Source organism: Klebsiella quasivariicola (genome assembly GCF_002269255.1).
GTDB lineage: Bacteria > Pseudomonadota > Gammaproteobacteria > Enterobacterales > Enterobacteriaceae > Klebsiella > Klebsiella quasivariicola.
In genome coordinates this window covers 620,728-640,418 of sequence record NZ_CP022823.1, presented here as the reverse complement: position 1 = coordinate 640,418, position 19,691 = coordinate 620,728, and the positions used below count along the sequence as shown (strand labels likewise).

15 protein-coding genes and 1 pseudogene are annotated in these 19,691 nt (G+C 58.0%); 11 read left to right on the top strand and 5 right to left on the bottom strand.

Annotation, left to right across the window (positions count from 1 at the left end; translation table 11 throughout):
• Positions 1-20 precede the first annotated feature (20 nt).
• The 4 genes from lsrR to B8P98_RS03235 all read left to right on the top strand — a co-directional run bounded on the left by lsrR (position 21) and on the right by B8P98_RS03235 (position 6,500).
• Positions 21-992 (top strand): transcriptional regulator LsrR, encoded by a 972-nt coding sequence (gene lsrR / locus B8P98_RS03250; protein ID WP_095032708.1) that lies wholly within the window; start codon positions 21-23, stop codon positions 990-992.
• A 37-nt stretch (positions 993-1,029) separates the two neighbouring features.
• Positions 1,030-2,622, top strand: a complete 1,593-nt coding sequence (gene lsrK, locus B8P98_RS03245) for an autoinducer-2 kinase (protein ID WP_032733842.1) — start codon at positions 1,030-1,032, stop codon at positions 2,620-2,622.
• A gap of 101 nt (positions 2,623-2,723) precedes the next feature.
• Positions 2,724-4,052 carry an IS4 family transposase gene (locus B8P98_RS03240; protein WP_080896980.1) on the top strand — a complete coding sequence of 443 codons (1,329 nt, stop codon included), beginning with the start codon at positions 2,724-2,726 and terminating at the stop codon, positions 4,050-4,052.
• Positions 4,053-4,478: 426 nt separating this feature from the next.
• Positions 4,479-6,500, top strand: a complete 2,022-nt coding sequence (locus B8P98_RS03235) for an NADPH-dependent 2,4-dienoyl-CoA reductase (protein WP_080897342.1) — start codon at positions 4,479-4,481, stop codon at positions 6,498-6,500.
• Between the two features lie 108 nt (positions 6,501-6,608).
• Here the strand turns inward: B8P98_RS03235 and B8P98_RS31975 are convergent.
• Positions 6,609-6,701: pseudogene (locus B8P98_RS31975) on the bottom strand (hypothetical protein); the annotation flags it as partial.
• Positions 6,702-6,895: 194 nt separating this feature from the next.
• The gene (rlmG, locus tag B8P98_RS03230; RefSeq protein WP_095032707.1) at positions 6,896-8,026 is read right to left on the bottom strand and encodes a 23S rRNA (guanine(1835)-N(2))-methyltransferase RlmG; all 1,131 of its coding nucleotides are present in this window, start codon (positions 8,024-8,026) and stop codon (positions 6,896-6,898) included.
• Positions 8,027-8,096: 70 nt separating this feature from the next.
• On the opposite strand from rlmG, the gene B8P98_RS03225 reads away from it, so the two are divergent.
• The 4 genes from B8P98_RS03225 (at position 8,097) to sstT (ending at position 12,382) form a co-directional block, all read left to right on the top strand.
• Entirely contained in the window at positions 8,097-8,597 is a 501-nt protein-coding gene (locus B8P98_RS03225; protein ID WP_016161861.1) for a M48 metallopeptidase family protein, read from the top strand.
• Positions 8,598-8,670: 73 nt separating this feature from the next.
• Complete coding sequence (locus B8P98_RS03220) at positions 8,671-9,660, top strand: Gfo/Idh/MocA family protein (RefSeq protein WP_095032706.1); 990 nt, start codon at positions 8,671-8,673, stop codon at positions 9,658-9,660.
• Between the two features lie 271 nt (positions 9,661-9,931).
• Entirely contained in the window at positions 9,932-10,903 is a 972-nt protein-coding gene (locus tag B8P98_RS03215) for a TerC family protein (RefSeq protein WP_025710586.1), read from the top strand.
• 231 nt (positions 10,904-11,134) lie between these two features.
• Entirely contained in the window at positions 11,135-12,382 is a 1,248-nt protein-coding gene (gene sstT / locus B8P98_RS03210; RefSeq protein ID WP_095032705.1) for a serine/threonine transporter SstT, read from the top strand.
• 15 nt (positions 12,383-12,397) lie between these two features.
• On the opposite strand, the gene B8P98_RS03205 is transcribed toward sstT, so the two are convergent.
• The 3 genes from B8P98_RS03205 to uxaC form a co-directional block, all read right to left on the bottom strand.
• On the bottom strand, positions 12,398-12,952 hold the full coding sequence (locus B8P98_RS03205) for a YgjV family protein (RefSeq protein WP_025710588.1): 555 nt from the start codon (positions 12,950-12,952) through the stop codon (positions 12,398-12,400).
• A 129-nt stretch (positions 12,953-13,081) separates the two neighbouring features.
• Positions 13,082-14,569, bottom strand: a complete 1,488-nt coding sequence (locus tag B8P98_RS03200) for a UxaA family hydrolase (RefSeq protein ID WP_095032704.1) — start codon at positions 14,567-14,569, stop codon at positions 13,082-13,084.
• An 18-nt stretch (positions 14,570-14,587) separates the two neighbouring features.
• Entirely contained in the window at positions 14,588-16,000 is a 1,413-nt protein-coding gene (uxaC, locus tag B8P98_RS03195; RefSeq protein WP_025710590.1) for a glucuronate isomerase, read from the bottom strand.
• A 477-nt stretch (positions 16,001-16,477) separates the two neighbouring features.
• Between uxaC and B8P98_RS03190 the strand changes: the two genes are divergently transcribed.
• From B8P98_RS03190 to yqjA, 3 genes are all read left to right on the top strand, one after another.
• Complete coding sequence (locus B8P98_RS03190; protein WP_025710591.1) at positions 16,478-17,779, top strand: MFS transporter; 1,302 nt, start codon at positions 16,478-16,480, stop codon at positions 17,777-17,779.
• Between the two features lie 127 nt (positions 17,780-17,906).
• Entirely contained in the window at positions 17,907-18,683 is a 777-nt protein-coding gene (exuR, locus tag B8P98_RS03185; RefSeq protein ID WP_008806583.1) for a transcriptional regulator ExuR, read from the top strand.
• 341 nt (positions 18,684-19,024) lie between these two features.
• Positions 19,025-19,687 carry a DedA family general envelope maintenance protein YqjA gene (yqjA, locus tag B8P98_RS03180; protein ID WP_004206121.1) on the top strand — a complete coding sequence of 221 codons (663 nt, stop codon included), beginning with the start codon at positions 19,025-19,027 and terminating at the stop codon, positions 19,685-19,687.
• Positions 19,688-19,691: the final 4 nt, after the last annotated feature.

Below are 19,691 nucleotides of genomic sequence, written 5' to 3'. Positions count from 1 at the left end.
TTTTTATAAGAGTTCAATTTATGAGCGAAAAACGCATTACGGAAGAGAACCGCTACGCCGGGCTGGCGTTAGCCGAGGAAGAGCTGGTGGCGCGGGTGGCGTGGTGTTACTACCACGACGGCCTGACGCAAAATGACATCGGCGAGCGTTTGGGGCTGCCACGGCTGAAGATTTCCCGCCTGCTGGAGAAAGGCCGCCAGTCCGGAGTGATCCGCGTGCAGATCAACTCGCGCTATGAGGGCTGTCTGGCGCTGGAAAGCGAACTCCAGCAGCGTTTTGGCCTCAAGCTTGCCCGCGTGCTGCCGGCGCTCAATACCCCGCCGATGAATACCCGGCTGGGGATCGGCGCGGCGCAGTCGCTGATGGGCATTCTGCAACCGGGTCAACTACTGGCGGTCGGGTTCGGCGAAGCCACCATGAGCTGCCTGCAGCATCTCAGCGGATTTATTGGCTCGCAGCAGGTGCGGCTGGTGACCCTCTCCGGCGGCGTCGGCCCTTATATGACCGGCATCGGCCAGCTTGATGCCGCCTGCAACGTCAGCATTATTCCGGCGCCGCTGCGGGTCTCTTCGGCGGAGGTCGCCGAGATCCTGCGCCGCGAGTCGAGCGTGCGCGACGTGATGCTGGCGGCGATGGCGGCGGACGCGGCGGTGGTTGGCATTGGCGCCATCGATCAGCGGCGCGACGCCACCATTTTACGCTCCGGCTATATCAGCGAGGGCGAACAGCTGATGTACGGGCGCAAAGGCGCGGTCGGCGACATTTTAGGTTATTTCCTGCAGGCCGACGGCCGGCCGGTAGAAGGGCTGGAGATCCATCGGGAACTCCTCGGCGTAACCCTTGATGAGCTGGCGCAGCTGCCCACCATCGTCGGCGTCGCCGGGGGAGAACAAAAAGCGCAGGCGATTCATGCCGCTCTGATTGGCAAGCGCATTAATGGCCTGGTAACGGAAGAGACAACAGCACGCGCGGTGCTCGCACTGGCCTCCTGACGGCCTGGCGCCGCGCGACAACAGCGAGGCGCATGTCATGAGTTACCTGTTAGCGTTAGATGCCGGGACCGGCAGCATTCGGGCGGTCATTTTCGATCTTAATGGCCGCCAGCTGGCGGTAGGCCAGGCCGAATGGAAACACCTGAGCGTTGATAACGTCCCCGGCTCGATGGAGTTCGACCTTACTACCAACTGGCAGCTGGCCTGCCAGTGCATTCGCCAGGCGCTCGACGCCGCCCGACTCTCTGCCGCCGATATTCAGTCCGTCGCCTGCTGTTCGATGCGCGAAGGGATCGTCCTCTATGACCGCGACGGCGAGGCCATCTGGGCCTGCGCCAACGTCGATGCCCGCGCCAGCCGCGAAGTGGCGGAGCTTAAGGAGATCCACGACTATCGGTTTGAATCCGAGGTGTACGAGGTCTCGGGACAAACCCTGGCGCTAAGCGCCATGCCGCGCCTGCTGTGGCTGGCGCACCACCGCCCCGATATCTACCGCAAAGCGGCAACCATCACCATGATCAGCGACTGGCTGGCGGCGAAGCTTTCCGGCGAGCTGGCGGTCGACCCGTCAAACGCCGGCACCACCGGCATGCTCGATCTGTTCAGCCGCGACTGGCGTCCGGCGCTGCTGGATATGGCCGGACTGCGCGCCGATATGCTGTCGCCGGTCAAAGAGACCGGTACCCTGCTGGGCGCCGTCACCGAAGCGGCGGCGCAGCAGAGCGGCCTGCGCGCCGGGACACCGGTGGTGATGGGCGGCGGCGACGTCCAGCTCGGCTGCCTGGGCCTTGGGGTGGTGCGTGCCGGGCAAACCGCAGTACTCGGCGGCACCTTCTGGCAGCAGGTGGTCAACCTGCCGCAGGTGCGTACCGATCCGCAGATGAATATTCGCGTTAATCCTCATGTCATTCCCGGCATGGTGCAGGCGGAATCGATCAGCTTCTTTACCGGGCTGACCATGCGCTGGTTCCGCGACGCCTTCTGCGCTGAAGAAAAACTGATTGCCGAGCGGCTCGGCGTTGATGCCTATTCGCTGCTGGAGGAGATGGCCAGCCGCGTACCCGCCGGATCCCACGGCGTGATGCCTATTTTTTCCGACGCTATGCACTTTAAGCAGTGGTACCACGCCGCGCCGTCGTTTATTAACCTCTCCATCGATCCGGAGAAGTGCAACAAAGCGACCCTGTTCCGCGCGCTGGAGGAGAACGCGGCGATTGTCTCCGCCTGTAACCTGGCGCAGATTTCGCAGTTCTCCGGCGTGACATTCGAGAGCCTGGTGTTTGCCGGCGGCGGCTCTAAAGGCGCGCTGTGGAGCCAAATCCTCAGCGACGTCACCGGCCTGCCGGTGCGGGTGCCGGTGGTCCGCGAAGCCACCGCTCTGGGCTGCGCCATCGCCGCCGGAACCGGCGCCGGACTGTATGGCGATATGGCCAGTACAGGAGAACGGTTAGTGAGCTGGCACCGCGAGTTCACTCCTAATCCACAGCATCGCGAGCTGTATCAGGAGATGATGAGCAAGTGGCAAACGGTGTACGCCGATCAGTTGGGTCTGGTGGATAGCGGGCTGACAACGTCGATGTGGCAGGCGCCGGGTCTGGAGCGCCGCCAGCGCGTAGTCCCCTCACCCTAACCCTCTCCCGGTGGGAGTAATGCCGATCAGTTAAGGATCAGTTGATCGATCCAGTGGCTGTGTAAGAATCCGGAAATGCTCACCCGTTTCCGGATTTTTTTATGCACATTGGACAGGCTCTTGATCTGGTATCCCGTTACGATTCTCTGCGTAACCCACTGACTTCTCTGGGCGACTATCTGGACCCGGAACTCATTTCCCGCTGTCTGGCCGAAGCCGGTACCGTCACCCTGCGCAAGCGTCGCCTGCCGCTGGAAATGATGGTCTGGTGCATTGTCGGCATGGCGCTTGAACGTAAAGAACCCCTTCATCAGATCGTCAACCGTCTGGACATCATGCTGCCGGGCAGTCGTCCCTTCGTCGCCCCCAGCGCGGTGATCCAGGCCCGTCAGCGTCTGGGAAGCGAAGCCGTCCGCCGCGTATTCTCGCAGACAGCACAGCTCTGGCATAACGCCACGCCGCATCCACACTGGTGCGGCCTGACCCTGCTGGCCATTGATGGTGTGTTCTGGCGCACACCGGACACACCAGAGAACGATATCGCCTTCCCCCGCCAGACGCATGGCGGAAACCCGGCACTCTACCCACAGGTTAAAATGGTCTGCCAGATGGAGCTGACCAGCCATCTGCTGACGGCAGCAGCCTTCGGCACGATGAAAGACAGCGAAAATGCGCTCGCGGAGAAACTTATAGAGCAAACCGGCGATAACACCCTGACGCTAATGGATAAAGGCTATTACTCACTGGGTCTGCTGAACGCATGGAACCAGGCGGGAGAACACCGGCACTGGCTGATCCCTCTGAAAAAAGGCGCGCAGTACGAAGAGGTCAGAAAACTGGGTAAAGGCGACCACCTGGTGAAGCTGAAAACCAGCCCGCAGGCACGAAAAAAGTGGCCGGGTCTGGGAAATGAGATGACAGCCCGCCTGCTGACCATCACGCGCAAAGGAAAAGTCTGCCATCTGCTGACGTCGATGACGGACGCCATGCGCTACCCCGGCGGGGAAATGGCGGATCTGTATAGCTATCGCTGGGAAATTGAGCTGGGTTACCGGGAGATAAAGCAGACGATGCAACTGAGCAGGTTGACACTGAGAAGTAAAAAGCCGGAGCTTGTGGAGCAGGAGTTGTGGGGCGTGTTGCTGGCTTATAATCTGGTGAGATATCAGATGATTAAAATGGCAGGGCAACTGAAAGGATACTGGCCAAATCAGCTGAGCTTCTCAGAGTCCTGCGGGATGGTGATGCGGATGCTAATGACGTTGCAGGGCGCTTCACCGGGTCGTATCCCGGAGTTGATGCGTGATCTTGAAAGTATGGGGCAGTTAGTCAAGTTACCGATAAGGAGGGAAAGGGTCTTCCCAAGGGTGGTGAAAGAGAGGCCTCAGAAATACACCACCGCCCTGAGAAAGGGCCAGTCAGTTGCTTAACTGACTGGCATTACTCCCGGTGGGAGAGGGAACCGTTCGGCACTAGCGTTGAATATCGGTGCCGGTCCGCCTTTCCCCTTGCCCTTTGAGCGGGAACCGTTCGGCACAGGCCTTGAATACCGATGCCGATCCGCCTTTCCCCCTCGCCCTTTGAGCGGGAACCGTTCGGCACTAGCGTTGAATACCAGTGCCAGTCCGCCTTTCTCCTTGCCCTTTGAGCGGGAACCGTTCGGCGCAGGCCTTAAATATAGGTGCCGATCCGCCTTTCTCCCTCTCCCTTTGGGAGAGGGTCGGGGTGAGGGACAACGTGTTCCGTTCTTTGAATTCCATCACAATCACCGCACTCCCCTTTTCCCTTTTGCTCCGCGACGGCTAAATTAGTAACTCATCCGACCACATAACAATAATTTTACATTGGAAGCCACTATGAGCCGCTATCCGTCGCTTTTCGCCCCGCTTGAGCTGGGCTTCACAACGCTCAAAAACCGCGTGTTGATGGGCTCAATGCACACCGGGCTGGAAGAGCTGCCGGACGGCGCGCAGCGGCTGGCGGCCTTTTACGCCGAGCGCGCCCGCCACGGCGTGGCGCTGATCGTCACCGGCGGCATCGCCCCGGCGCCCTCTGGCGTCACCATGGCCGGCGGCGCGGTACTCAACGATGCCAGCCATCTGGCGCACCATCGTCATATTACCGACGCGGTACATCAGGAAGGCGGCAAAATCGCCCTGCAGATCCTGCACACCGGGCGCTACAGCTACCAGCCCGCGCTAGTGGCCCCCTCGGCGCTACAGGCGCCGATCAACCGTTTTACGCCCCATGCACTGAGCCACGAGGAGATCCTTACGCTGATCGATGATTTTGCCCACTGCGCCCAGCTGGCGCGCGAAGCGGGCTATGACGGCGTCGAAGTGATGGGCTCTGAGGGCTATCTGATTAACGAATTTCTCGCCGCGCGCACCAACCAGCGCGACGACCAATGGGGCGGCGATTATGCCAGGCGCATGCGTTTCGCCATTGAAGTGGTTAAGGCGGTGCGCCAGCGCGCCGGCCACGATTTCATTATCATCTACCGTCTGTCGATGCTCGATCTGGTCAACGGCGGCAGCACGCTGGCGGAGGTCACCGAACTGGCCCAAGCCATCGAAGCGGCAGGGGCGACAATCATTAATACCGGCATCGGCTGGCACGAAGCGCGCATTCCGACCATCGCCACGCCGGTACCGCGCGGGGCGTTCAGCTGGGTCACCCGCAAGCTGAAAGGCGCAGTGTCGATCCCGCTGATTACCACCAACCGCATCAACGATCCGCAGGTCGCGGAGGATATTCTCGCCCGCGGCGATGCCGATATGGTATCGATGGCCCGCCCGTTCCTCGCCGACGCCGAATTTATGTCGAAAGCGCAGAACGATCGTGCCGATCAGATCAACACCTGCATCGGTTGCAACCAGGCGTGTCTCGATCGGATCTTCGTCGGCAAAGTCACCTCCTGTCTGGTCAACCCGCGCGCCTGTCATGAAACCCTGATGCCGGTCCAGCCTGCCAACGCGCCTAAACGGCTGGCGGTGGTCGGCGCCGGGCCTGCCGGCCTGGCTTTCGCCGTTAACGCCGCCGCCCGTGGCCATCAGGTCACGCTGTTCGATGCGCTCCCGGAGATCGGCGGCCAGTTTAATATCGCCAAACAGATCCCCGGCAAAGAGGAGTTTCACGAGACGCTGCGTTACTACCGCACCATGCTCGATCTTCATGGTGTCGATCTGCGCCTGAACACCCGCGTCACGCCAGACGATCTGCTGGCGTTCGATGAGACGATCCTCGCCACCGGTATCGCCCCGCGCCTGCCGGCGATCGCCGGGATCGATCATCCTAAGGTGCTGAGCTACCTGGATGTCTTGCGCGACAAAGCGCCGGTTGGCGCGAAGGTGGCGATTATCGGCTGCGGCGGCATCGGCTTCGACACCGCGATGTATTTAAGCCAGTCGGGCGCGGCCACCAGCCAGGATATCGGCGAGTTCTGCCGCGAATGGGGTATCGATACCAGCCTGCAAACGGCGGGAGGGCTGAGTCCTGAGGGCCCACAACTGAGTAAAAGCCCGCGACAGATTGTGATGCTGCAGCGTAAAGCCAGCAAACCGGGCGAAGGGCTCGGCAAAACCACCGGTTGGATCCACCGCGCGACGCTGCTGGCGCGCGGCGTGAAAATGATCCCGGCGGTCAGCTATGAAAAGATCGATGATGAAGGGTTACATGTCACTATCGGCGGCGAGCGCCAACTGTTGGCGGTCGATCAGGTGGTGATCTGCGCCGGTCAGGAACCGCGCCGCGAACTGGCGGATCCGCTGCGCGCGGCGGGGAAAACTGTGCATCTCATCGGCGGTTGCGACGTGGCGGCGGAGCTGGATGCGCGCCGGGCGATTGCCCAGGGCACAAAACTGGCGCTGGCGATTTAGCCGTGTCCCGGGGGCGGCGCGATGCGCCTTCCCCGGGCTACCACGATAATCCCGAAAGGTAGCCCGGCTAAGGCGACAGCCGCAAGCCGGGGGAAACAGCGACAAGAATCAGCGCTGCTTACGCACCTTCGTTGCTTTCAAAATGACAAACTTATTGTTCGTCGCAATCGTCGTGCAATTACCAAACGCGCGCTTCAGCCGGTAGCCCGGCTAAGGCGACAGCCGCAAGCCGGGGGAAGCAGCGACAAGAATCAGCGCTGCTTACGCACCTTCATTACTTTCAAAATGACAAACTTATTGTTCGTCGCAATGGTCGTGCAGTTACCAAACGCGCGCTTCAGCCGGTAGCCCGGCTAAGGCGACAGCCGCAAGCCGGGGGGAAGCAGCGACAAGAATCAGCGCTGCTTACGCACCTTGGTTGCTTTCAAAATGACAAACTTATTGTTCGTCGCAATCGTCGTGCAGTTACCAAAAGCGCGCTTCAGCTTACGGAAATAATCGAGGTGGCGGTTGCCGACGACATACAGCTCGCCGCCATATTTCAGGCTGCGGCGGGCATCGTTAAACATCTGCCAGGCAATATGGTCGGTAATGGCGTGCTGCTGATGGAACGGCGGATTACACAGAATCGCCGTAAACCGGTCGGGCTCAATGCCGGAAAGCGAATTGTTGACCATGAATTCACAGCGTGCGATATCGTCCGGCAGGTTGCGCTCGACGTTCAACCGGCTGGAAGCTACCGCCATGTGCGACTCATCGGTAAACATGACCCGCGCATTCGGGTTTTGCGCCAGCGCCTGCAGGCCAATCACCCCATTGCCGCAGCCGAGATCGGCGATCTCGCCTTCTAAATCAGACGGTAAATGCTGCAGGAAGAAACGCGCGCCGATATCCAGTCCGCTGCGGGCAAAAACGTTGGCGTGGTTATGGATGGTCCACGGCGTGCCGTCCAGCTTCCAGCTGTAGGTTTGCGGCGCATCGGCAAGCTCAGGGGCGGTGAAAACGCAGTGGATCAGACGCGCTTTTTTCCACGCCAGCGAGGTCGTCGTGGTTCCGAGGATTTTTTCAAACAGCGCCAGCGTCGAGTTGTGCACGTCACGGGCTTTCGCCGCGGCGATAATGCGGGTTTCCGGCGTCACCACTTCGCGCAGCGCGCGCAGCTGCTGTTCCAGCAGCGCCAGCTGTTTTGGCACCTTAATCAGCACCAGCCCCGGCGCGGCCGGCAGCGGGCTCAGGCTATCCTGAAAGCGCACGCTCTCTTCATCGATACCGTTCATCCGCAGGTTGTGGCGGGCCGCCAGCTCGGAAATAAAGGAATCGTTGATACTGACCGGGTTGCGCGCCGCCAGCGCGCAGGCGAGCGCGCCGAAGCCGTCGTTGAAGATGAGCGTCAGGCCGTCGACGTCATTCACCTGTTGCAGCAGATATTCATCCGCCGCTTCCCATGCCTGAAGCGCTTCTTCTTCAGCGTTAGGTGGGAACCGCTCTAATGTGAATAACTCACCGTTTAACTCTACCTGGCTCATCGCCCCTCCGAAATGCTAAAATTCGCGCGTGTTATCGCTCAATTCTCCGGAGAAGTAAACTTTTTTCACCATGAACACGCTACCTTACCTTCAGGGCTATCCTGAATCGCTGCTGTCGCAGGTCACGGCTTTAATCGAGCAAGACCGCCTCGGCGAGGTGCTGCAAAAGCGTTATCCTCAGGGCCATGACGTTAACAGCGATAAAGCGCTGTATCAGTACACTCAGGATCTGAAGGCCCGCTTTCTGCGCGGAGCGGCGCCGATCAACAAAGTGATGTACGACAGTAAGATCCACGTGCTGAACAATGCGCTCGGCCTGCACACCGCCATTTCCCGCGTTCAGGGCGGCAAGCTGAAAGCTAAAGCGGAAATTCGCGTAGCGACGGTGTTTCGCGACGCGCCGGAAGCGTTTCTGCGTATGATCGTGGTTCATGAACTGGCGCATTTAAAAGAGAAGGATCACAACAAAGCCTTCTATCAGCTGTGCTGTCATATGGAGCCGCAGTACCACCAGCTGGAGTTCGATACCCGCCTGTGGCTGACGCACCTTTCGTTAAATCGTTCTGCGTAGTGACGCACTGGTTTTGTCATGATGGCATGATAGAGTGACGACAGGTTCCCTTTAATGGAGTTCGTCAACGTTTATGATACGTTTCGCAGTTGTTGGCACAAACTGGATCACCAAGCAGTTTGTCGATGCCGCCCATGAAACCGGCAAATATAAACTTACCGCCATCTACTCCCGCAGCCTCGAACAGGCGCAAGCCTTCGCCAATGACTATCCGGTCGAGCATCTGTTTACCTCGCTGGAGGCGCTGGCGCAAAGCGACGCAATTGATGCTGTGTATATCGCCAGCCCGAACTCCCTGCACTTCCCGCAGACCCGCCTGTTCCTGAGCCATAAAAAGCACGTGATTTGCGAAAAACCGCTGGCGTCGAATCTGCAGGAGGTCGAAGCGGCCATCGCGCTGGCGAAAGAAAATAACGTGGTGCTGTTTGAAGCCTTCAAGACCGCCAGTCTGCCTAATTTCCTGCTGCTGAAGGAAACCCTCGGCAAAGTGGGTAAACTGCGCAAAGCCTTCATCAACTACTGTCAGTACTCCTCGCGCTATCAGCGCTACCTTGACGGCGAAAACCCCAACACCTTTAACCCGGCGTTCTCTAACGGTTCGATTATGGATATCGGCTTCTATTGCCTCGCGTCCGCCGTGGCGCTATGGGGCGAACCGCGGGCCGTTCATGCCACCGCCAGCCTGCTGGACAGCGGCGTGGATGCCCAGGGTACCGTGGTGCTGAGCTATGGCGACTTCGACGTGACGCTGCATCACTCCAAGGTGAGTGACTCGGCGATCCCCAGTGAAATCCAGGGTGAAGATGGGGTGCTGGTGATCGAAAAAATCTCCGAATGCCAGAAGCTGGCGTTTGTGCCGCGCGGCGGCAAAGCCCAGGACCTGACGCAGCCTCAGCACATCAATACTATGCTGTATGAGGCGGAGACCTTTGCGCGGCTGGTGGAGACAGCAGATGTGGATCACCCGGGCCTGACGGTAAGCCGTATCACCGCCAAACTGTCGAGCGAAATTCGTCGCCAGACCGGAGTGATCTTCCCGGCCGATACGCAGCCGCTGGCGTAAAAGAGTGTAAAGGCCGGACCGGCCGCCATTGACGAAAACCGCCCTGTGACATATTTTGTTACGTGCAAAGGGGAGTAACTTCCTTGCCGGTTGATCGTCATTACGATGCGTGCAATACCGCATCCGGTCGCCGGGCAATAACCAAAGCCCATCGCGATGTACTTTGGTTGTTGTAAGTGAGACCTTGCCGGAAGGCGAGGTCTATGCATAAAAGCGCAGCGGCTGCCGTCTTCCGACGTCAGCCGTTTTGTTTTTATGTAAGGAATATCAAATGAATACTGTCGGCACGCCGTTGCTATGGGGTGGATTTGCTGTCGTCGTCGCGATCATGCTGGCGATCGACCTGCTGCTTCAGGGACGACGCGGTTCGCATAGCATGACTATGAAGCAGGCCGCGGGCTGGTCAATCCTCTGGGTCACGCTTTCTCTGCTGTTTAACGCCGCCTTCTGGTGGTATCTGGTACAAACCCAGGGCCGCGCCGTCGCCGATCCGCAGGCCTTAGCCTTCCTCACCGGCTATTTGATTGAGAAAGCGCTGGCGGTCGATAACGTCTTCGTCTGGTTGATGTTGTTCAGCTATTTCGCCGTACCGCCTGCTCTGCAGCGCCGGGTGCTGGTGTATGGCGTGCTGGGCGCCATTGTTCTGCGTACCATTATGATCTTCGCCGGCAGCTGGCTGATTTCGCAGTTCGACTGGCTGCTGTACGTCTTCGGCGCCTTCCTGCTGTTTACCGGCGTGAAGATGGCGCTGGCGAAAGAAGATGATTCCGGTATCGGCGATAAACCGCTGGTGCGCTGGATCCGCAGCCATCTGCGCATGACGGATAAAATCGAGAGCGAGCGCTTCTTCACCCGTAAAAACGGGGTGCTGTTCGCCACCCCGCTGCTGCTGGTGCTGATTCTGGTGGAACTGAGCGACGTGATTTTCGCCGTCGACAGTATCCCGGCTATCTTCGCGGTCACCACCGATCCGTTTATCGTGCTGACCTCGAACCTGTTCGCCATCCTCGGCCTGCGCGCCATGTACTTCCTGCTGGCGGGGGTCGCCGAGCGCTTCTCGATGCTCAAATACGGTCTGTCGGTGATCCTGGTGTTTATTGGCGTGAAGATGCTGATCGTCGACTTCTACCATATCCCGGTTGCCATCTCGCTGGGCGTGGTGGGCGGCATCCTGGCCGTCACGCTGCTGATTAACGCCTGGGTCAACAAGCAACACGACAAGCAACGCAACCTGCCTGAGTAATCTGCCCAATCCGCCGTCGGCTATTGCCGACGGTAACCCCATCTCATGTCACAATTATGTTGCTACACAGTTAATAAATTAGATACAGATTAAAATCACAGTATTTTGCGCTTCCCGCCCGCCGTTCTTTCCGTATACTCGACTATGCAAACATCTACTTACATCCTGACATAAACGTAACAAATAATACGTGGCTGGGATGGCTTGCTACATCACTGGAAGGAATGAATTATGACAACACGCACTCCCCCAACAGGGTGGCTCACTCGTCTGGCGCAAGGCAGCCTGGTGAAACAAATTTTAATCGGCCTGGTGCTTGGCATACTGCTGGCGCTGGTTTCAAAGGAGGCGGCGATTGCCGTCGGACTGCTGGGGACCTTGTTCGTCGGCGCGTTAAAGGCGGTGGCGCCAGTGCTGGTATTAATGCTCGTGATGGCCTCCATCGCCAACCATCAGCACGGCCAAAAAACCAGCATCCGGCCCATTCTGTTTCTTTATCTGCTGGGTACCTTTAGCGCGGCGCTGACCGCAGTGTTGTTCAGTTTTGTCTTTCCGTCGTCACTGCATTTAACCACCGCCGCCGACAGCATCACCCCGCCATCGGGGATTGTCGAAGTGCTGCGCGGTCTGCTGATGAGCATGGTATCCAATCCAATCGACGCCCTGCTGCACGCCAACTATATCGGCATTCTGGTGTGGGCGGTGGGGCTTGGCTTCGCCCTGCGTCACGGTAACGACACCACCAAAAACCTGATCAATGATGTCTCCCACGCGGTGACCTTTATCGTCAAAGTCGTGATCCGTTTTGCGCCGCTGGGGATCTTCGGTCTGGTCTCTTCCACCCTGGCGACCACCGGCTTCGAGACCCTGTGGGGCTACGCCCAGCTGCTGCTGGTGCTGGTGGGCTGTATGCTGCTGGTGGCGCTGGTGATTAACCCGTTGCTGGTGTTCTGGAAGATCCGCCGTAACCCCTATCCGCTGGTGCTCACCTGCCTGCGCGAAAGCGGCGTCTACGCCTTCTTCACCCGCAGCTCGGCCGCCAATATTCCGGTGAATATGGCGCTGTGTGAGAAACTGAATCTGGATCGCGATACTTATTCAGTGTCAATTCCGCTGGGAGCGACCATCAATATGGCGGGCGCGGCGATCACGATCACCGTGCTGACGCTGGCGGCGGTGCATACGCTGAATATCCAGGTCGATTTGCCGACAGCGCTGCTGCTAAGCGTAGTCGCTTCGCTGTGCGCCTGCGGCGCCTCCGGCGTAGCGGGCGGTTCACTGCTGCTGATCCCGCTGGCCTGTAATATGTTTGGTATTCCGAACGATGTGGCGATGCAGGTGGTGGCCGTTGGCTTTATTATCGGCGTGCTGCAGGACTCCTGCGAAACCGCGCTGAACTCCTCCACCGACGCCCTGTTTACCGCCGCGGCCTGTATGGCGGAAGACGACCAGCTGGCGAAAAACGCCCTGCGCGGATAACGCCTTTCCCCTCCGCTATCGGGCGGAGGGGCTCTCTTCCTGTACTGCGTTTTCAACCTTAAACGGATCGATACCGCGCTTTTGCATCCGGCGGAAGCGAATGATGTTCAGCCCGTTGACGATCAGAAAACTGCCTTCAATCAGCGTCCCGCCAATGGAACCCAGCCACAGGTTATGCGTAACCCAGCAGGCGGTGGAGCACCACATCACGCAGCGGACGGTCAGCCCTTTGCAGCGAAACAGCGCCCAGGTACTGGCAACGGTGCCAATAATCGGCAACAGCTCCATGGCATGCTGCAGTTTGCCCAGGCCGAGGATCAACGTCAGGAGGATAAAGACCGTCATCACCCACAGGCTGCGGGTGCGCAGGGAAATGACCGTGCGGAGCGCATTGAGTCCGGCGCTCATCCCGGCGGGTGCGGCGCCCATCAGGAAAAAATGGACGCCAATAATGGCGCTATAGCCCGCCAGCTGCAGCCTGAAGCGGCGTTCGTCGCGGTTGATAAAGGTGGTAATGCCGATAAGAAAGGCGATGACGCCGACACCCTGGGCCAGCCAATACGCGGTCATGAAGGCTCCCTGACAGGAAAAAATAAACGGCGCTTCACAGGCTGAAACGCCGCTTTTACTTGCCTGATGGCGCTACGCTATCAGGCCGATACGCGCTCAACGCCCCTGGAGGCTAGTATGATTGCGCCTTTACAGGGTAACACCGCTTTTAAAGATGGCCAGTTCGCGGAAGTCATTCTTCTCATTACACGTCGGTTTACCGTTGGCGAAAGCCACAATGGTATCCACAAACTCCTCCAGCAGCTGCGGCATCGCTTTACCGTGGATCAGTTGCCCGGCATCGAAGTCGATCCAGTGCTTTTTCTTCGCCGCCAGCTCACTGTTGGTGGCAATCTTCACCGTTGGCACAAAGCCACCATACGGCGTGCCGCGGCCGGTACTGAACAGCACCATATGGCAGCCGGCGCCCGCCAGCGCGCTGGTGGCAACCGCATCGTTACCCGGCGCGCTCAGCAAATTCAGACCATGAACCTTCAGGCGCTCGCCGTAGCGCAGGACATCCACCACCTGGCTGGAGCCCGCCTTCTGGGTACAGCCCAGCGATTTATCCTCCAGGGTGGTGATCCCCCCGGCTTTGTTGCCCGGCGATGGATTTTCGTAAATAGGCTGGTCGTGGGCAATAAAGTACTGCTTGAAGTCATTGACCATGGTAACCAGCTTGTCAAAGGTTGCTTCGTCACGGCAGTGGCTCATCAGCAATTGCTCGGCGCCAAACATCTCCGGCACTTCGGTCAGCACGGTGGTGCCGCCGTTGGCGATCACATAGTCTGAGAAACGTCCCAGCATCGGGTTCGCGGTGATCCCTGACAGCCCATCCGATCCCCCGCACTCGAGGCCAAACTTCAGCTCGCTGAGTTTGCCCGGCTGGCGTTTATCCTGGCGCATCACTTCATACAGCTGGTGAAGATGCTCAACCCCCGCCTCCACTTCATCGTCCTGGTGCTGGCAGACCATAAAGTGCACGCGCTGCGGATCATACTCGCCCAGCGTCTCGCGAAACGCATCAACCTGGTTGTTTTCACAACCAAGCCCTACCACCAGTACCGCCCCGGCGTTCGGATGACGAACCATATTTTGCAACATGGTACGGGTGTTGATGTGATCGTCTCCGAGCTGCGAGCAGCCGTAGGTATGGCTGAAGAGATGCACCCCGTCGATACCCTCAGCGCCACCGGTCTCTTTCAGAAAACGGTTCTGCATTTGCCGGGCCATGGCATTGACGCAGCCGACGGTCGGCAGGATCCACAGTTCGTTGCGTACCCCAACGTCGCCGTTGGCGCGACGATAAATCTGCACCTCGCGATCCGCAGGCTGTGCCGGTTGGGCAATCAGGTCCGGTTGATAGCGATACGCGTCAAGATCGCTGAGATTGGTGCGCGTGTTATGCGCATGGACATGCTCACCCGGCGCGATATCCGCCAGCGCATGACCTATCGGCAACCCGTACTTAATGACGTTTTCCCCTTTCGCGATAGCGCGCAGTGCAAACTTGTGGCCGCGGACGATATCCTGGCCAAGGGTGACAGAGTCATTATCTACCGTCACCACGCTACCGGCCGCCATATCCGAGAGCGCAACCGCGACGTTATCCTGCGAATGGATTTTAATGTATTGCATATCAACCGACCTCAGGCCTTAGTTCAGTTCAATGGCGAAATAGTCGCGCGCATTGTTAAAGCAAATGTTTTTCACCATCTCGCCCAGCAGCGCGATATCCGCAGGCGCTTCACCCGCAGCCACCCAGCGGCCAATCATCTGGCACAGAATGCGGCGGAAATATTCATGGCGCGTGTAGGAGAGGAAGCTGCGGCTGTCGGTCAGCATGCCGACAAAGCGGCTCAGCAGACCGAGCTGCGCCAGCTGGGTCATCTGCCGCTCCATGCCGTCTTTCTGATCGTTGAACCACCAGCCGGAGCCGAACTGCATCTTGCCCGGCATACCTTCGCCCTGGAAGTTACCGATCATAGTACCCAGCACTTCGTTATCACGCGGGTTCAGGCAGTAGAGAATGGTTTTCGGCAGCAGGTTTTCTTCATTCTGCTTGCTCAGCAGCTTAGACAGCTCTTCAGCCATCGGGCGGTCGTTGATCGAGTCGAAGCCGACGTCTGGCCCTAACAGTTTGAACTGACGCAGGTTGTTATTGCGCAGCGCGCCAATGTGGTACTGCTGCACCCAGCCGCGGCGGGCATACTCTGCGCCAAGGAACACCAGCACCGCCGTTTTGAACTGTGCGACTTCGTGTTCATTGAGGGTCTCCCCTGCCAGACGGCGCGCCAGAATGTCATCCAGCTCGGCGTCGGTCGCTTCCGCAAACAGCACCACGTCCAGCGCGTGGTCGGAAACTTTGCAGCCGTGAGCGGCAAAGTGATCCAGACGTTTCGTCAGGGCGCTTTGCAGGTCAGAGAAGCGACGAATATCGGTGTCGGACACCTCGCCCAGCTTCGCCATGTAGTCATTGAAAGTCGCCAGCTCGATGTTGAACGCTTTATCCGGGCGCCAGCTCGGCAGCACCTTGATATCAAAGGAGGTGTCTTTGGCAACGACCGCATGGTGCTCCAGCGAATCAATCGGATCGTCGGTGGTGCCGACCATCTTCACATTCATCTGCTTCATGATTCCGCGGGCAGAGAACGCGTCCTGAGCCAGTAAATCATTGCACTGGTCCCAGATCTCATCGGCAGTGGATGGCGACAACAGCTTACCTGTAATACCAAAAGGACGACGCAGTTCTAAATGTGTCCAGTGGTATAACGGGTTGCCAATAGTGTGCGGAACTGTTGCCGCCCAGGCGTCAAATTTCTCGCGATCGGAGGCATCTCCGGTGCACAGACGCTCTGGTACGCCGTTGGTGCGCATCGCGCGCCATTTGTAGTGATCGCCTTTCAGCCAGATGTCATACAGATTTTTGAAACGATAATTTTCGGCAACCTGCTGCGGCGGAAGGTGGCAGTGATAGTCGAAAATTGGCTGATCTTTGGCGTAATCGTGGTACAGACGGCGGGCAAACTCGGTATCAAGTAGAAAATCTTCAGTCATAAACGGTGTCATTCGCGTGTCCTCTTCGCTCCACAGCGGGAGCCTTTCAGATGATTGACTACAATGCTGACAAAGTTATCACACCAATTTCTACAGACCGAGCTGTTTTTCGTGAGTTAGATCAATAAACGTCGACAAAAAAACAACCGCCCCAGGGCAAAACACCTCGCCAGAGCGCGCCATTTCTGGCTTTTTCGGCCAGAGATAAAGACCACACTATCTTTCCCACTTTTGTGACAGCACTCAACTTTTAAAGTTGTATGACAAGTTATCTTTCTGCCGTCGCAACATATAAACCGACGGAATGCATTACCGGTGTTTATGACATCGGCTTAAACGGGATGGATACCGACTTTCAATAACCACTAATGGCAAGGTTCGAACAGAGGGGAGTTCCCTCCTGAACCCTCCGTTTCGCTTTCCCGGCCGCCTAACGCGGTCGGAAAAGGCCGCACCTGGTGCGGAAAGATAACAGACGATGAGGTTTACATGCGTAAAATTAAAGGGTTACGTTGGTACATGATTGCACTGGTGACGCTGGGCACCGTGCTGGGCTACCTGACGCGTAACACCGTGGCGGCGGCCGCGCCAACGCTGATGGAAGAGTTACACATCTCGACCCAACAGTATTCGTATATCATTGCAGCTTATTCCGCTGCCTACACCGTCATGCAGCCTGTTGCGGGTTATGTCCTTGATATTCTCGGCACAAAAATCGGCTATGCCTTCTTCGCCATCGCCTGGGCGGTATTCTGCGGCTCAACGGCGCTGGCCGGCAGCTGGGGTGGACTGGCGCTGGCCCGCGGCGCGGTGGGCGCGGCAGAGGCCGCGATGATCCCGGCAGGTCTGAAGGCCAGCTCAGAGTGGTTCCCGGCAAAAGAGCGCTCTATCGCGGTGGGCTACTTCAACGTCGGTTCCTCTATCGGCGCCATGATCGCGCCGCCGCTGGTGGTGTGGGCGATCGTGATGCACAGCTGGCAGATGGCGTTCATCATCTCCGGGGTCCTGAGCTTCGCCTGGGCCATCGCCTGGCTTATCTTCTACAAACACCCGCGCGATCAGAAAAAATTATCTGACGAAGAACGCGACTACATCATTGGCGGCCAGGAGTCTCAGCACCAGACCAACAACGCGAAGAAAATGTCGCCATGGCAGATCCTGCGCAACCGTCAGTTCTGGGGTATCGCCCTGCCGCGCTTCCTCGCAGAGCCGGCCTGGGGGACCTTCAACGCCTGGATCCCGCTGTTCATGTTCAAGGTTTACGGCTTTAACCTGAAAGAGATCGCCATGTTCGCCTGGATGCCGATGCTGTTCGCCGACCTCGGCTGCATCGTCGGTGGTTACCTGCCGCCGCTGTTCCAGCGCTGGTTCGGCGTCAACCTGATCGTCTCGCGTAAAATGGTGGTGACCATGGGCGCGGTACTGATGATTGGCCCGGGGATGATCGGCCTGTTTACCAGCCCGTACGTGGCGATTGCGCTGCTGTGCATCGGTGGGTTTGCTCACCAGGCGCTGTCCGGGGCGCTGATCACCCTCTCCTCCGACGTCTTTGGCCGTAACGAAGTCGCCACTGCCAACGGTCTGACCGGGATGGCTGCCTGGCTGGCCAGCACCATGTTCGCTCTGGTCGTCGGCGCGCTGGCAGACACCATTGGCTTCAGCCCACTGTTTGCGGTGCTGGCGATCTTTGACTTGCTGGGTGCGCTGGTTATCTGGACGGTATTGAAAAATAAACCGGCGGATGATGACTCTACGCCACTTAGCAGTAGCAAACCGGCTACGCAAAGTTAGACGTTGTGAGAATGTGACTGCTGATTAAGCCGCCTGTACAGGCGGCTTTTTCATACCTGCCAGTGGTGGAAAGCGCGTAAAAGTGGTATAACAAATCGAATATTGTCGCCATCTTCCGGGAGCGAATATGGAAATCATTGAACCACGCCGTCTGTATCAGCAGCTCGCCGCTGAGCTGAAGACGCGCATCGAACAAGGTGTCTACCTTGTTGGGGATAAGCTGCCCGCCGAGCGCTTTATCGCCGATGAAAAAAACGTCAGCCGCACCGTGGTTCGCGAAGCCATTATCATGCTGGAAGTGGAAGGGTATGTCGAAGTCCGCAAAGGGTCGGGTATTCATGTCATCTCCAACCATCCGAAATACCAGCAGGTGGCCGACGAAAGCCTTGAGTTCGCTAACTATGGCCCTTTTGAACTGCTGCAGGCGCGGCAGCTCATTGAAAGTAATATCGCCGAATTTGCGGCTACTCAGGTGACCAAGCAGGACATCATGAAGCTGATGGAAATTCAGGAGAAAGCGCGTAACGAGAAATGTTTCCGCGACTCCGAGTGGGACCTGCAATTTCACGTCCAGGTCGCCCTGGCCACGCAGAACAGCGCGCTGGCGGCGATCGTGGAAAAGATGTGGACCCAGCGCGTGCATAACCCGTACTGGAAAAAACTGCATGAGCATATCGACCTGCGTACGGTCGATAACTGGTGCGACGATCACGATCAGATCCTGAAGGCGCTGCTGCGTAAAGACCCGAACGCCGCCAAGCTCGCCATGTGGCAGCATCTGGAAAATACCAAGCAAATGTTGTTTAACGAAACCAGCGACGACTTTGAATTTAATGCCGATCGCTATCTGTTTGCTGAAAACCCGGTCGTTCATCTCGATACGGCGGCCAACAGCGCAAAATAAACCCTTATCTCAGCGGCGCGCAGCCCCGGCGCGCCTGCCCGCCACCCAGGCTGGAGTAAGCAAAGCATATATAGTGTCAGCCTGTGTAAATCCTCTCGCCTCCCACCGCCGCAATCAGCAAAATCAACAAGCAACACCTTGCAATTTCTCTGACGTAAAGTCAGGTGATTTGTTACAATTAGATGCATTTTGCCGTTCTGGGGGTAGGTCTTTACTTACTTCAGTTTTATACAGGGAAGCGTTCAGAGCGCCTAAGCCGCGACCATAATCTCATAAAAATCTTGTCGCCCTATATGCCACGCGCTCAGACGTGCCGTTAACCGATGTACCAGGAATCGTGAATGGAACTATTAACCCAGTTATTGAATGCCTTGTGGGCTCAGGATTACGAAACACTCGCAAATCCCTCCATGATTGGCATGCTGTATTTTGTCTTGTTTATGATTTTGTTCCTTGAGAATGGGCTCCTGCCTGCCGCGTTTTTACCGGGGGATAGTCTGCTTGTGCTCGTCGGCGTGCTGATCGCCAAAGGGGCGATGGGTTTTCCGGAAACCTTACTGCTGCTCACCGCCGCCGCCAGCCTTGGCTGCTGGCTGAGCTATATCCAGGGGCGCTGGCTGGGCAATACGCGGATCGTGCAAAACTGGCTGTCGCATCTGCCCTCTCACTATCATCAGCGCGCCCATCATCTGTTCCATAAACACGGGCTTTCCGCGCTGCTGATCGGCCGCTTTATTGCCTTCGTGCGTACGCTGTTGCCCACCATCGCGGGCCTTTCCGGCCTCAATAACGCCCGCTTTCAGTTCTTTAACTGGATGAGCGGCCTGCTGTGGGTGCTCATCCTGACCTCGCTGGGTTATCTGCTGGGTAAAACCCCGGTATTCCTCAAGTATGAAGACCAGCTGATGTCCTGCCTGATGCTCCTGCCGGTCGCGCTGTTGGTCTTCGGACTGATCGGCTCGCTGGTGGTGCTGTGGAAGAAAAAATACAGAAGCCGGGGCTAATGAT

Excerpts from the sequence above, each read along its gene's own strand:
- lsrR (WP_095032708.1), top strand. The coding sequence starts at position 21 with ATGAGCGAAAAACGCATTACGGAAGAGAACCGCTACGCCGGGCTGGCG.
- lsrK (WP_032733842.1), top strand. The coding sequence starts at position 1,030 with ATGAGTTACCTGTTAGCGTTAGATGCCGGGACCGGCAGCATTCGGGCG.
- B8P98_RS03240 (WP_080896980.1), top strand. The coding sequence starts at position 2,724 with ATGCACATTGGACAGGCTCTTGATCTGGTATCCCGTTACGATTCTCTG.
- B8P98_RS03235 (WP_080897342.1), top strand. The coding sequence starts at position 4,479 with ATGAGCCGCTATCCGTCGCTTTTCGCCCCGCTTGAGCTGGGCTTCACA.
- rlmG (WP_095032707.1), bottom strand. The coding sequence starts at position 8,026 with ATGAGCCAGGTAGAGTTAAACGGTGAGTTATTCACATTAGAGCGGTTC.
- B8P98_RS03225 (WP_016161861.1), top strand. The coding sequence starts at position 8,097 with ATGAACACGCTACCTTACCTTCAGGGCTATCCTGAATCGCTGCTGTCG.
- B8P98_RS03220 (WP_095032706.1), top strand. The coding sequence starts at position 8,671 with ATGATACGTTTCGCAGTTGTTGGCACAAACTGGATCACCAAGCAGTTT.
- B8P98_RS03215 (WP_025710586.1), top strand. The coding sequence starts at position 9,932 with ATGAATACTGTCGGCACGCCGTTGCTATGGGGTGGATTTGCTGTCGTC.
- sstT (WP_095032705.1), top strand. The coding sequence starts at position 11,135 with ATGACAACACGCACTCCCCCAACAGGGTGGCTCACTCGTCTGGCGCAA.
- B8P98_RS03205 (WP_025710588.1), bottom strand. The coding sequence starts at position 12,952 with ATGACCGCGTATTGGCTGGCCCAGGGTGTCGGCGTCATCGCCTTTCTT.
- B8P98_RS03200 (WP_095032704.1), bottom strand. The coding sequence starts at position 14,569 with ATGCAATACATTAAAATCCATTCGCAGGATAACGTCGCGGTTGCGCTC.
- uxaC (WP_025710590.1), bottom strand. The coding sequence starts at position 16,000 with ATGACACCGTTTATGACTGAAGATTTTCTACTTGATACCGAGTTTGCC.
- B8P98_RS03190 (WP_025710591.1), top strand. The coding sequence starts at position 16,478 with ATGCGTAAAATTAAAGGGTTACGTTGGTACATGATTGCACTGGTGACG.
- exuR (WP_008806583.1), top strand. The coding sequence starts at position 17,907 with ATGGAAATCATTGAACCACGCCGTCTGTATCAGCAGCTCGCCGCTGAG.
- yqjA (WP_004206121.1), top strand. The coding sequence starts at position 19,025 with ATGGAACTATTAACCCAGTTATTGAATGCCTTGTGGGCTCAGGATTAC.